Genomic DNA, 12,917 nt, shown 5'->3' on the forward strand with positions numbered 1-12,917 from the left:
CCTCAACCGATCACGCTCTAGGGCGTCCGGCCCTCATAGCCGGAGACGATGGCGATGGCGGCGAAATAGCCCAGCAGCAGCACCCCGTTCCACAGGCCGAAGCCGGCCATGGCGATGTCGCCCGCGGTGATGGCGCCGGCCACCAGCGCCAGCAGGATGACGTTCAGCGCCCCCTGCAGCAGCGCGACCGGATCCACCACGACCGAGGTCAGCGCGCTGCGGCCGATCAGCGCATCGGCCAGGGCCAGCAGCGCCACCTGCGCCGCGACGCTGCCGAGCAGGGTGTTGACCGCCAGCGCCGCCTCGCCCTCCAGCGCCGCGGTGACGGAGACGGCGACCTCCGGCAGGGAGGTGATGCCGCCGAGCAGCAGCATGCCGGCGAAGCCCTGCCCCATGCCGGTGCGCTCGCTGACTGCATCGACGATCCGGGCGAGGCGCGCGCCCGCCCCCTAGACCACCGCGGCGGCGCCGGCGAAGGCGGCAGCGAGGAGCTAGAGCGGCCAGGACTGGAAATCCGGCATGGCGGCTCAGCGGCAGCTATGCAGGAGGAGCACCGGCACCGCCTCCCACAGGATGGCGAGCGCGGCCAGCAGCGCGGTGGCGAGGGTGAGCCAGGCGAGGAAGCGCGGCGCGTCCTCGCCCGCCTCCGCCGCCAGGCTGCCGTCGAGCCGCCGCCAGGCGCGCCACCCGACCAGGCCGACCGCCAGCAGCGCGGCCAGGCTGGCGCCCAGCACCAGCGCCGGCACCGCCGGCAGGCCGAGCAGCGCGGCATCCGCGAAGCCGCGCTCGCAGGCCAGGGCATGCGCGCCATAGATCAGCGTGAAATGCCCGGCCCAGACCAGCAGCGCCGCCAGCGCACCGGTGATGGCGGAGAAGCCGGGGGCGCGCGCCCGCATCATGCCAACCCGCGCGGGAAGAGATGCGTCAGCGCCATCCCGGCCAGGGCCTGCGCCACGGCATAGAGCCAGAACAGCCGCACCACCTCGAAGGTGAGGCGGCGCACCGGATCGACCATGCCGGCCCAGCTCCGCGCCACCAGGTAGAGCGCCATGACCAGCACCGCGGCGGCGTGCACCCCCTGCCAGAATTGGTTGGCGAAGACCGCGGCGCCGAAGGCATGCGCCTCCGGCCGCAGCCCGGCCGCCCGCAGCGCCTGCAGGTCGGTGCCGAGGCCGGCCAGCAGCAGGCCGAGCGCAGCCAGCACCGCAAGGGACATGGCCAGGGCCCGGCCGCGCCGCAGCAGCCGCCCGGCCAGGCAGATCGCGGCGCCGCTGGCCGCCACCAGCGCCGCCGGCAGCGCCGCCGCCGGCAGCGGCGGCAGCGCCATGCCGGCGGGGGGCCAGGCGCCATCGCCATTGACCAGCCAGAGGAAGCCATGGGTGAAGGCGAGGCAGGCGAAGATGGTCCCGTCCACCAGCAGCAGCACGACCATCGCCCACCAGCCGACGCTTTCCGGGCCGGTGGCATAGACCGGGAGGCGGAGCCCCCCGCCGATCTCCGCCGGTTCCCGTATTTCGCCGAGATCCGTGCCGGTCCAGAGCCAGCGCAGCACCGAAGCCACCGCCAGGGCGCCGAAGCCGGCGGCGACCAGCACCCATTCGACGGTGAGCGAGAGGAAGAAGCCCGCCGTGCCGATGGCGGCGAGCACATGCGCCCAGCCCGGCCCGGGGATGATTGCCAGGTATTGCGGCCGCGCCTCGACCGGGCTGGTGACGAGGCTCTCGCGCCGGCCGGTGGCGGTGCCGGGCAGGAAGTGCCGGCCCTGCAGCACCTGCTCGGCAAGGTCGGGATCGTCCCAGAGCGGCTCGCGGCTGGTGACGCGCGGGATGCTGCGCGCGGCGTAATTGCCCTGGGGCAGCCATTCCAGCGTGCCGGCATGGAAGGGGTTGCCCGCCATGGTGCCCTTGATGCGGAAGTGCAGCAGGACGTCGATCGCCACCAGCAGCACGCCGAGCGCGGCGACGACCGCGCCGATGGTCGAGAGCAGGTTCCAGACCTCCAGCCCCATCCCGGCCGGATAGGTCCAGACGCGCCGCGGCATGCCCATCAGCCCGCTGACATGCATGGGGAAGAAGGTGAGGTTGATGCCGAGAAAGAGCAGCCAGAAGGCGAAGGTGCCGAGCCGGCGCGACAGCCCCTGCCCGCCCGCGGCGGGCGCCCAGTAATAGATCGCGGCCAGCAGCGGGAACACCATCCCGCCGATCAGCACATAGTGCAGATGCGCGACGACGAAGTAGGTGTCGTGCGCCTGCCAGTCGAAGGGCACCACCGCCACCATCACCCCAGTCAGCCCGCCCAGCACGAAGATGAACAGGAAGCCCAGGATGAACAGCATCGGCACCTGCAGCCGCGGCCGGCCGGTGGCGATGGTGGCGATCCAGGCGAAGACCTGGATGCCGGTGGGCACGGAGACGGCGAAGGAGGCGGCGGAGAAGAAGGCTAGGGAGAGGTTCGGGATCCCCGTGGCGAACATGTGGTGCACCCAGAGCCCGAAGCTGAGGAAGCCGGTGCCCAGCAGCGCCATCGCCACCAGCCCGTGGCCGACCAGCCGGGCCTGCACCATGGCGGGGATGATCATGGAAACCATGCCGGCCGCCGGCAGGAAGATGATGTAGACCTCCGGGTGGCCGAAGAACCAGAACAGATGCTGCCACAGCAGCGGGTCGCCGCCGCGCGCCGCGATGAAGAAGGGCCAGCCGAAGGCGCGCTCCAGCTCCAGCAGGATGGTGCCCCAGATCACCGCCGGGAAGGCGAAGACGATCATCGCGGCGAAGACCAGCATGGCCCAGGCGAAGATCGGCATGCGCGCCAGCGTCATGCCCGGCGCCCGGTTCTTCAGCACGCCGACGATGATCTCGATGGCGCCGGCGATGGCCGAGATCTCGATGAAGCCGATGCCGAGCAGCCAGAAATCGGCATTGACCCCGGGCGAGTACTGCTTGCCGGTGAGCGGCGGGTACATGAACCAGCCGCCATCCGGCGCCGCGCCGTAGAAGATGGAGGAGAAGAAGACCAGCCCGCCGATGGCGTAGGCCCAGTAGGCATAGGCGGAAAGCCGCGGGAAGGGCAGGTCGCGCGCCGCCAGCATGGCGGGCAGCAGATAGACCCCCATCGCCTCCACCGCCGGCACGGCGAAGAGGAACATCATCACCGTGCCATGGGTGGTGAAGAGCTGGTTGTAGAGGTCCTGCCCGATCAGGTCGTTCTCCGGCAGGGCGAGCTGAGCCCGCATCAGCAGCGCCAGCACCCCCGCCAGCACGAAGAACAGCAGCGCCGTGCCGAGATAGAGCACGCCGATCCAGGTGTTGTTGACCACGGTGGGGAAGCGCCAGCCGGTCGGCCGGCGCCAGGCCCGCTCCAGCGCTTCCAGCTCGCCGGCGGGCCGGGGCAGGGGGTTGGGCAGGGGCGCGTCGGGCGAGAGCGGGTCGGGCTCCGGCGGGCCCGCCATCCCGTGCGGGCTCACCGCAGGCTCTCCAGCCAGGCGGCCAGGGCGCGCAGCTCCTTCCCGTCCAGCACCGTGTTGAAGGCGGGCATGGCATTGCCCGGCTTGATCTCCTGCGGCCCGGCGATCCAGCCGGCGAGCGTCGCCTGATGGTTGTCGAGCGTGCCGGCGGCGAGGCTTCGCCGCTCGCCCAGCAGGGTCAGGTCCGGCCCGCTGCGCCCCGCCCAGGGCGTGCCGTGGATGGCGTGGCAGGCGCCGCAGCCGGCCCGGCCGAAGGCCTGCCAGCCCAGGGCGAGGGTGGGATCCGCCGGCGCCGCCACCGGCACCTTATGGCGCGCGACCCAGGCGGCGAAGGCGCTCTCCTCCTCCGCGATCACCAGCATGGCCATCAGCGCATGCTGGGTGCCGCAGAATTCGGCGCATTGCCCGCGCAGCACGCCCGGCCGGTCCAGGCTGAAGCGCAGGCTGGTCACCCTGCCCGGGATCATGTCCCGCTTGCCGTGCAGGGCGGGCACCCAGAAGCTGTGGATCACGTCGCCGCTGTCCAGCAGCAGCTCGATCCGGCGGCCGACCGGCACCCGGATCTCATTGGCCGTGGTGATCCCTTGCGCCGGGTAGCGTACCTCCCACCAATATTGCCGGCCGGTCACCTCGATGCGCAGCGCCGGCTCCCTGCCGCCGGCGCCGAGCGCTGCGGCGACGCCCAGCACATGCAGCAGCAGCGCGCTCAGCACCGCTACCGGAAAGGCGACGCCGCCCGCCAGGATGGCGCGGCGCGCGCCCAGCCGCCGCCGCACGCCCTCGCCGCCACCCAGGGCCAGCAGCAGCGCCAGCATGACCAGCAGGAAGATGGCGCCGCCGCCGAGGAAGAGCAGCCAGGCCAGCTCGGCGATCCGCGCCGCCTCCGGCCCCATGGGCGAAAAGACGGAATGCTGCATCAGCCGGCAGGGGTCGGGGCGGCGCCGCGCCGCAGCGCGAGGCCGAGCCCGGCCAGGGCGAGCGCCGCGAAGAGCAGCCCGCCCGGCACCCACATCAGCAGGCCGCCAAGCTGCTGGTCCTCGAGCGGTGAAAGCCCCCAGGGCGCGGTGACGCCGGCCGCATGCACCGCGAGGAAGAGCGGCCGCGGCGCCAGGGTCAGCAGGGCGCCGAGCAGCCCCATCTGCACCGCCGTCGCCAGGGCGGCGAGCGCCGCCGCATCCGGCCGCGGCGCGGCGACCCGCCACAGCGCCGCCCAGAGCCAGAGGGCAGTGCCGAACAGCGTGGCATGCATCGCCCAATAGGTCGTGTCGCTGGCGAAGCTGGCGGCATAGGGGCCCGGCAGGTGCCAGGCCCAGAGCGCCAGGGCGAAGCCGGCAGCGGCGGCGCCGAGTCCCGGCGGGCGGCCGGCACTGCCCCAGGCGCCAAAGGCGAGCAGCGGCGCCGCCACAAGGCTGAGCAGCATGTGCTGCCCGATCCGGGCCGAGAACAGCGCCACCGAGAGGTTGCAGAGCGGCGACACCAGGGCGAGGGCCAGCACCAGCCAGCCCAGGGCGGCGGCGCCCAGCCGCGCCCCGCCCGGCGCCCGCCACAGCGCCGCGGCGCCGCAGAGGCCGAGCGCGCCGATCAGCAGGGGGTCGAGCTGCCAGGCCAGGGCGCCCGGCACCGGCGGCGTGCCGCAATAGGGAATGCTCGGCATCTCAGGCGCTCCCGGTCGGCGCTCTCGCTCCGCCGGGTCTAACCGCCGGCACCGGGGCGGGTTGCCTGCCCGGCCGCCTATTGCAGGCGGTAGAGATAGGCGGCGACGTCGCGCAGCTCGCCCTCGGTCAGCGCGAAGCCCGGCATGGCGGTGTCCGGCGTCATGGCAGGCGCCTCGCGGATCCAGCGGATCAGCAGCGGCGCGCGGTTGGGGAATTGGCCGGCGATGTAGCCGCGCCGGGCGAAGCCGGCGAGCGGCGGCCCGACCCGCCCGCGCGCGCCGCGCAGGCCGGGGATCAGGTGACAGGCGCCGCAGCCCTCCCGCCGCATCACCTGCAGCCCGGCGGCCGGGTCGCCCTCCACCAGCATGCGCCGGTCGCCGACATCGCTGTCCTCGCAGCCGGCGAGCAGCGCGAGCAGCAGCAGCGCGAAGCGGCGGCGCGGCCGCATCAGCGGGAGGCCGCCAGCGGCGGGTCCGCCAGGGTGGCGGGCTGCGCGGCGTACCAGGCGGCCACGGCGCGGATCTCCGCCGGCGACAGGGGCCAGAGCGCCTCGCGCGCCGGCGGGCGGCGCGGATCGACGCCCACGGCGAGCGCCATGAGGCGGGCGGAGGGTGCCTCATACTCGCCGCCGCGTATGCCGCGCATCCAGAGGGCAAGCTGATCGACCAGGTAGCCCGGCTGCTGGCCGGCCAGCCGGGGGAAGCCGGGGTTCACGCCCCCCGGCGCCGGGCCGTGACAGCCGGCACAGGCGGCGACGCGGCGCTCGGGCAGCCCCTCCAGCGCAATGCGGCGGCCAAGCGCCAGCATGGCGGGGTCGGCCGGCGGGGCAGGGGGCGCCGGGTCAGGCGGCTGGGCGGCGTAATGCCGCGCCAGCAGCCGCATCTCCGCTTCATCCAGCTCGGCCGCCACGGGCTGCATGATGCCGCTGGGCCGGGTGCCGAGGGCGTAGGCCTTCAGCGCCTCATACAGATAGGTCTCGGTCTGGCCCTGCAGGCGCGGGAAGGCGCCTTCCGGCCCGCCGCCGCCGCTGGTGCCGTGGCAGCGGCGGCAGGCGGCGATGCCGCCCCCGACCGGACCGTTGCGCAGCAGCAATTCCAGCCCCTCGGCCGCCGCCGTGGTACTGCCCGCCGCCTCGCCATAGGCCAGGCGCTGGTATTCGGCCAGCTCCAGCCCGGGCAGGCGGAGCAGGAAGGCGACCATGGCCCAGACCTCGTCCTCCCGGTCCGGCGCCACCCAGGCGGGCATGCCGGTATATTTGATGCCGTGCTGGACGATCCAGAACAGCTCGGCCGGGCGCCAATCGGCGATCCGCGGCGCCAGGTAGGGCGGTTCCGGCAGCATGCGCCGGGTGATCGGGTTGCGGGCCTGGCCCGGGGCGCCATGGCACGGGGCGCAGCCGCCCTGGTAATGGCCGGCGCCGCGGCGGATCAGCGCCGGGTCGTCCAGATTGTCCGGAACCTCGATGCCCATGGTGTGGGTGCGGACCGATTGCTGCAACCCGAAGGCAAGGAGGTAGCGGAAGGCCGGGTAGTGCCCGGCGGTGGCGGCGACGCTGTAGAGGCCCGACCAGGCGAAGAGCAGCGCGCCGGCGCAGGCGGTGGCGAGGAGGCCCAGCACCAGCCGCCAGTGCTGCAGCACATGCTCGACCAGATCGGCCGCGTTCGCGTGCAGGCCGGCGATCAGGGCGTGCAGGCGCCCGCGCTTCTGCTCCGGCCGTCCGGTCGGGCGCGGCGCGTCCGGCGTCGCAGCGGTCGCCGCCTCCTCCGGCCTGCTCCTTCCCATGCCCACTCCGCCCCGGCTTCGTCAGGCGGAGCGCAGCCGCCTGCCCGTGGTTGCGCCTGCCGTGAGGGCAAGGCGCGGCGCCGCTGCCGCAAAGCCGGCCGGCCCGCACGGCGTTGTCCGGGCATCACCACGACCCGGACAAGGACCAGCACGCATGCAGACCATGAAGGCGATCCGCATCCACGCCTTCGGCGGGCCGGAGGTGCTGGTGCCGGAGGAGCTCCCCATCCCGCAGGCGCAGGATGACGAGGTCGTGATCCGGGTGCTCGCCGCCAGCGTCAACCCGGTGGACTACAAGACCCGCGCCGGCCGCTACCCGGCGGTGAAGCCGGCGGATCTGCCGGTCGTGCTCGGCCGCGATGTCTGCGGCGTCATCGAGAGTTGCGGCACGCGGGCGCATAACGCGCTGCGCCAGGGCGACCCCATCCATGCGCTGCTGGGCCGGGACCGCGGCGGCTATGCCGAATATGTGGTCGTGAAGGCCACCGAGGGGACGGCACCGCCGCGGAACCTGGACCCTATCCAGGCCGCCGCCCTGCCGCTGGCCGGGCTGACCGCCTGGCAGGGCCTGTTCGACCAGGGCGGGCTGCGGCAGGGTCAGCGGGTGCTGATCCATGGCGGCGCCGGCGGCGTCGGCCATTTCGCCGTGCAATTCGCCAAGGCCTGCGGCGCCTACGTCGCCACCACCGTCTCCGGCAAGGATCTCGATTTCGTCCGCGGCTTCGGTGCCGACCAGGCCATCGACTACAAGGAAGAGCGCTTCGAGGCGGCGGTGCGCGACATGGACCTTGTCTTCGACCTCATCGCGGGCGAGACCCAGGACCGCTCCTGGGCGGTGCTGAAGCCGGGCGGCATCCTCGTCTCCACCCTCGGCCCGCCCGATGCGGCGAAGGCCCGGCAGCATGGCATGCGCGGCGCCGGCTACATGGCGCAGCCGAACGCGGCGCAGTTGCGGGAGATCGACGGGCTGGTCGAGGCGGGGAAGGTGCGGCCGGCGGTCGAACGGGTCTTTCCCCTGGCCGAGGTGGCCGAGGCGCATCGCTTCCTCGAAACCAGCCATCCCCACGGCAAGACCGTGCTGCGCGTCGCCGCCTAGAGCGGCTTCAAATCCGGCGGATACGCGGACGGTCCGGAAACGCGACCAAGGGCGCGCGGGAGCGGGTTCACCCGTGCGTGGCACGGGCGAACCCGCGCTAGAGCATTTTCAAGTCTGGCGGAATCACCGGACGACTCGAAAAATGCGACCAGACAAAGGGCTGGAGCGGGTTCGCCGAGCGCAGGCGAGGTGAAACCGCTCTAGCCCTTCCCGCCGGGCCGGAAGATCTCGCCGAGCCGGCCCTCGCGCCGCTCCTGCGCCACGCTCTCCTCAGGGCCGAAGGGGTGGCCGCCGAAGCCGTGGCGCATCTGCACGATCGCCTTCGCCGCCTCCGCCGCGGCGCCGCGGGAGGCGAAGAGCTGCATCACCGATTGCGCGATGACGGGGATCGGCACCTCCATGCGCATGGCGTCCATCACCAGCCAATTCACCTCGCCGGTATCCTCGATATAGGCGGAGGGTTTCTCCAGGCCGGGATCCTGCCGCAGCGCCTCGGCCAGCAGGTCGATGAGCCAGGAGCGCACGACCGAGCCGTGGCGCCAGCACTCCAACGTGCCCGGGAGGTCCAGCGGCGCGTGCCAGTGGCGCAGCAGTCCATAGCCCTCGGCAATGGCCTGCAGCATGCCGAATTCGATGCCGTTATGGACCAGCTTGACGAAATGCCCCGCCCCGGGCGGCCCGGCATGGACGAAACCACCCGGGACGGCGAGGGTTCGCAGCACCGGCTCCAACGCTGCTACCGCCTCGCGTTCGCCCCCGGCCATGAAGCAGGCGCCGGCCTCGGCGCCGGGAATGCCGCCGCTGGTGCCGAGATCGACGAAGCGGAGGCCGCGTTCGGCAAGCCGGGAATGCCGGCGGATGGAATCGCCCCAATAGGCGTTGCCGCCATCGGCGATCACATCGCCCGGCTCCAGCGCTGCCGCCACCTGGTCCAGCACGGTCTCCGTCGCCGGCCCGGCCGGAACGTAGAGCAGCACCCGGCGCGGCGGCGCCAGGCGCTGGCGGAAATCCGCCGCGTCGCGGATCTCCTCGAGTCCCGCCTGCACGAGTTCCGCCGGCGCGCCGCTGCGCGTCTGCCCCACGACGCGAATGCCCTTGCCGAGCGCGTTCCGCGCCAGCCCGCCGCCGATGCGGCCAAGCCCCACAATGCCGATGGCCTGCTGGTCGTTCATCTTCGCCCTCACCGCAGCATGCTGCTGATATTCGAGGCGCCGGAGGGGTAGGCCGAGAGCAACTCGCCCAGCTCTCGCGCCGGCAGGCGCAGCCGGACCGCCAGGGCGAAGAGGTTGATCACCTCCGCCGCATCCGGCCCCAGCAGATGCGCGCCGAGCAAACAGCCGCTCTCCGGCGCCAGCAGCAGCCTGAAGGCTGCGGTGGCCTCGCCGGTGCGGCGCACCGATTGGTAGTCGGCCATGTCGCCTTCCTTCACCTCGACGCGCAGGCCCTTCTCCCGCGCCGCCTCCTCCGTCAGCCCCACCGAGGCGAGGGGCGGGATGGTGAAGACCGCGCTGGTCACGCCGGTGTAGTCGGGCGCGTGGCGGCAGCCCTCCAGCAGGTTGCGCGCGACCGCATCGGCATCCAGCAGCGCGACCGGCGTGAGCTGCGGCCCCGCCGCCGCGGCGTCGCCGGCAGCGAAGACGGCGGGGTTGGAGAGGCTGCGCAGATGCCGGTCCAGCCGCAGCCGTCCATCCTCCGCCGCGACCTCCCCGGCGGCGAGGTCGAGCCCTTCCAGATTGGGGACCCGGCCCAGGCCGTGCAGGGCGAAATCGGCCTCGAAGCGCCGCCCATCCTCGGTCAGCACGGTGAAGCCCGCCGCGCCGCGTTCCACCGCCGCGGCGCGGCAACCGAGCTCGATGCGGATGCCGATGCGGCGCGAATGCGCGACGAGGCGCTGCACCAGCGCCTGGTCGAACGGCGCCAGGGGGCGGTCATCGGCGTTCAGGATGGCCACCTCCGCCCCGGCGCGGGCGGCGATATGGGCGCATTCGAAGGAGATATAGCCGCCGCCGAGCATGAGCAGCCGCCGCGGCAGCCGCTCCAGGGCCAGGAAGTCGTCGCTGCTGGCGAGTAATTCGGCACCGGGGACGGGCGGCGCGGCGGGCTTCGCGCCGGTGGCGATCAGGATATGCCGCGCCTCCAGCCGCCGCCCCGCGACCTCCACCGCCCGCGGCCCGACGAAGCGCGCCGCGCCCTGGATGGCCTCGATCCCGGCTTCGGCATAGGCCTGGGCGCGCCGCTCCGGCACCGGATCGGTGAAGCTGCGCTTGAAGGCCATGAGGGCGGGCCAGTCGATCGTCACGCGGTCGCCCCCGGCCAGCCCCATGCCGGCCAGGCGGCGGGCGCGGTCCGCCGCCTCCGCGATGGTCCAGAGCGTCTTCTTCGGCTCGCAGCCGCGCAGTGCGCAGGTGCCGCCGAGCTCGCGGGCCTCGATGATGGCGACCCGCCAGCCGGCGGCGCGGCAGCGCCTGGCCACGGCATCCGCGGCAGTGCCGCTGCCGAGGGCGACAAGGTCGAATTGGTCTGGCATCGGTGGCGGTTCTCCTCGGCGGCTTCCGTCGCGCCCACAACCCCGCGGATGGCAGGGCGTTGCCTGGACCGGTCGCCGCCTGCGGGATTCCGTGGCGAGGTCCCTTGCATGCCGGCGCCCCGGACGGCCGATCCGCCAGGTGGTTGCGGGCCGGATGCCGCGATGCCTTGCGCAGCGGCGATGCCTCCGGAGCGCGATCCGGCCCGGGCTGCGCAACGCTATTGCTGGCTACCGGCTTCGGGATGCCATCGGATGTGCGGCTGGGTTTGGTTGGCGTCGCGTGCCGGACCGGTCGGGCGTGGCGCCGACCCTGCCCACGCCGCGACGGTGCCATTGCTGGCCTTCCGGCTTCGGGATGCCGCCGGATCTGTGCCTGTGCGTGGTTGACGTCGCGTGCCGGGCCAGTCGGGCGCGGCGCCGACCCTGCCCACGCCGCGACAGTGCCATGCGCCATCCAGCCGGATCACCAGCCTCGGCCCCTGCGCGACCTCGCCAGGATTTTCGACGGAAACGCACCAACGCTTGCCGGCGCCCGGCCTGTCCCTTTCGGCGGGACCCTCGGGGGGCGATGCGATGCTGGCCGTGCTCCGGCGCGGAAATTGCATCCTCGGGCGCAAGGCCGTGGGCGCCACGCTGATGGACGCTCGGCCAAACCGGGGAAGGCCGCGACAGCCGCACCGCAAGGGCATGATCGCCTGAGGCTGGCCAGCCGAAAGGCGCGAATCGCGCCCTCATGACCGCTCTGTTCGGGAGCGGGTCTGCCCATGGGAGGTGCTGGGCCATGAAGCGACGTGAATTGCTGGCGGGGGCGGGGGGCGGCATCGCCGCTCTCGCGGCGCCACGCCTGGGTGCGGCCCAGGGCAACGCGGTGCTGCGGTTCAAGCCGCAGACCGATCTCACCATCCTCGATCCGGTCTTCACCACCTCCTATGCCAGCCGCTTCCTCGGCTTCGCCAGCTACGACACGCTCTACGGCGTGGACGACCAGCTCAATCCGCACCCGCAGATGGTGGCCGGCCATGTGGTGGAGGAGGATGGCAAGCGGTGGCGGCTGACGCTGCGCGACGGGCTGAAATTCCACGATGGCGAGCCCGTGCGCGCGCGCGACGCGGTGGCCAGCGTGAAGCGCTGGGGGGCGGTGGATGTCTTCGGCCAGCTCCTCATGGCCGCGACGGACGAGATCTCGGCGCCCTCGGACAAGGAGATCGTCTTCCGGCTCAAGCGGCCCTTCCCGCTGCTGCCCAATGCGCTGGGCAAGAGCACCAGCTACGTGCCGGTGATCATGCCGGAGCGGCTGGTGCCGGCCGATCCGCGCCAGCAGGTGACGGAGGTGGTGGGCAGCGGCCCCTATCGCTACATCGCCGCCGAGCGCATCTCCGGCGTGCGCCAGGTATGGGAGAAATTCGCCGGCTACGTCCCGCGCGAGGGCGGTACCACGCAATTCACCTCCGGCCCCAAGATCGCCTACATCCCGCGCATCGAGTGGAACTACATCCCCGACCACCCCACCGCCGCCGCGGCGCTGATGAGCGGCGAGATCGACTGGATCGAGGATGTGCTGCTCGACCTCGCGCCGCAGCTTCGCGCCTCCCGCCAGGTCACGCTGGGCAGCTTCAATCCTCCCGGCCATATGGGCGTGTTCCGTCTGAACCACATCCAGCCGCCCTTCGACAACCCGGCGATCCGCCGCGTGGCGCTGATGGCGGTGAACCAGACGGAGATCGTGACCAGCGTGGCGGGCGAGGATGCCTCGCAATGGAACGACAAGGTGGGGGTCTTCGCTCCGCTCTCGCCCATGGCCTCCGATGCCGGGCTGGAGGTGCTGACCGGCCCGCGCGACTACGGCGCGGCGAAGCGCGCGCTGGAAGCGGCGGGCTACAAGGGCGAGAAGGTGGTGTTCATCTCTGCCGTCGACAATTTCGGCATGAATCAGCAGGCGATGGTCGCCGCCGATCAGCTCCGCCGCGCCGGCTTCAATGTGGAGGTGGTGCCGATCGCCTTCGGCGTCTGGCTGCAGCGCCGCGGCAGCCGCAACCCGCCGGAACAGGGCGGCTGGAGCTGCACCTGCACCATTCTGCCGGGCCTCGACTTCTGGGACCCGGTCTCGCATCTGGCGTTGCGCGGCAACGGGCTGGCGGCCTGGCCCGGCTGGCCGACCAGCCCGGAGCTGGAAGCGCTGCGCGACCGCTGGGTGGAGGCGCCGGACGTGCCGGCGCGGCAGGAAATCGCGCGGCAGATGCAACTGCAATCCTGGAAGGACGTGCCCTATATCCCCGCCGGCAATTGGCGGGATCTGACCGCCTTCCGCCGCAACCTGACCGGCATGCTGAATGGCGGGGTGATGTTCTACAATCTCAAGAAGGGCTGAGACGGCGGCCTGAGCCCATCATGGCG

The 12,917-nt window shown here is 72.7% G+C and carries 10 protein-coding genes and 1 pseudogene; 2 read left to right on the top strand and 9 right to left on the bottom strand.

What is annotated here, in order from left to right; translation table 11 throughout:
• Positions 1-17: 17 nt before the first annotated feature.
• From E5N76_RS15585 to E5N76_RS15615, 7 genes and pseudogenes are all read right to left on the bottom strand, one after another.
• Positions 18-428: pseudogene (locus tag E5N76_RS15585) on the bottom strand (hypothetical protein); the annotation flags it as partial.
• Positions 429-527: 99 nt separating this feature from the next.
• A complete protein-coding gene (locus tag E5N76_RS15590; protein ID WP_149538239.1) occupies positions 528-896 on the bottom strand; it encodes a hypothetical protein in 369 nt (122 codons plus the stop codon).
• On the bottom strand, positions 896-3,463 hold the full coding sequence (locus E5N76_RS15595) for a cbb3-type cytochrome c oxidase subunit I (RefSeq protein ID WP_235907720.1): 2,568 nt from the start codon (positions 3,461-3,463) through the stop codon (positions 896-898). The genes E5N76_RS15590 and E5N76_RS15595 overlap by 1 nt, the downstream gene beginning before the upstream one ends.
• Entirely contained in the window at positions 3,460-4,380 is a 921-nt protein-coding gene (locus E5N76_RS15600; RefSeq protein WP_149538240.1) for a cytochrome c oxidase subunit II, read from the bottom strand. Before E5N76_RS15600 ends, E5N76_RS15595 begins: the two co-directional genes overlap by 4 nt.
• Positions 4,380-5,117: a cytochrome c oxidase assembly protein gene (locus E5N76_RS15605; RefSeq protein ID WP_149538241.1), complete on the bottom strand. Its 738-nt coding sequence runs from the start codon at positions 5,115-5,117 to the stop codon at positions 4,380-4,382. Before E5N76_RS15605 ends, E5N76_RS15600 begins: the two co-directional genes overlap by 1 nt.
• A 77-nt stretch (positions 5,118-5,194) precedes the next feature.
• A complete protein-coding gene (locus E5N76_RS15610) occupies positions 5,195-5,566 on the bottom strand; it encodes a c-type cytochrome (RefSeq protein ID WP_149538242.1) in 372 nt (123 codons plus the stop codon).
• On the bottom strand, positions 5,566-6,900 hold the full coding sequence (locus E5N76_RS15615) for a c-type cytochrome (protein WP_149538243.1): 1,335 nt from the start codon (positions 6,898-6,900) through the stop codon (positions 5,566-5,568). The genes E5N76_RS15610 and E5N76_RS15615 overlap by 1 nt, the downstream gene beginning before the upstream one ends.
• Positions 6,901-7,054: 154 nt before the next feature.
• Here E5N76_RS15615 and E5N76_RS15620 point away from each other — a divergent pair, with 154 nt between their 5' ends.
• Positions 7,055-7,996 carry an NADP-dependent oxidoreductase gene (locus tag E5N76_RS15620; protein ID WP_207791988.1) on the top strand — a complete coding sequence of 314 codons (942 nt, stop codon included), beginning with the start codon at positions 7,055-7,057 and terminating at the stop codon, positions 7,994-7,996.
• Positions 7,997-8,196: 200 nt separating this feature from the next.
• Here the strand turns inward: E5N76_RS15620 and E5N76_RS15625 are convergent, their stop codons facing one another.
• Positions 8,197-9,168, bottom strand: a complete 972-nt coding sequence (locus E5N76_RS15625) for an NADP-dependent phosphogluconate dehydrogenase (RefSeq protein ID WP_149538244.1) — start codon at positions 9,166-9,168, stop codon at positions 8,197-8,199.
• 8 nt (positions 9,169-9,176) lie between these two features.
• Positions 9,177-10,523, bottom strand: coding sequence for a dihydrolipoyl dehydrogenase family protein (locus tag E5N76_RS15630; protein WP_149538245.1), 1,347 nt, complete (start codon positions 10,521-10,523; stop codon positions 9,177-9,179).
• A gap of 781 nt (positions 10,524-11,304) precedes the next feature.
• Between E5N76_RS15630 and E5N76_RS15635 the strand changes: the two genes are divergently transcribed.
• Positions 11,305-12,891: an ABC transporter substrate-binding protein gene (locus E5N76_RS15635; protein ID WP_149538246.1), complete on the top strand. Its 1,587-nt coding sequence runs from the start codon at positions 11,305-11,307 to the stop codon at positions 12,889-12,891.
• The last annotated feature ends 26 nt before the right edge of the window (positions 12,892-12,917 follow it).

This window comes from Siccirubricoccus phaeus (assembly GCF_008360935.1).
Classification (GTDB): Bacteria; Pseudomonadota; Alphaproteobacteria; order Acetobacterales; family Acetobacteraceae; genus Siccirubricoccus; species Siccirubricoccus phaeus.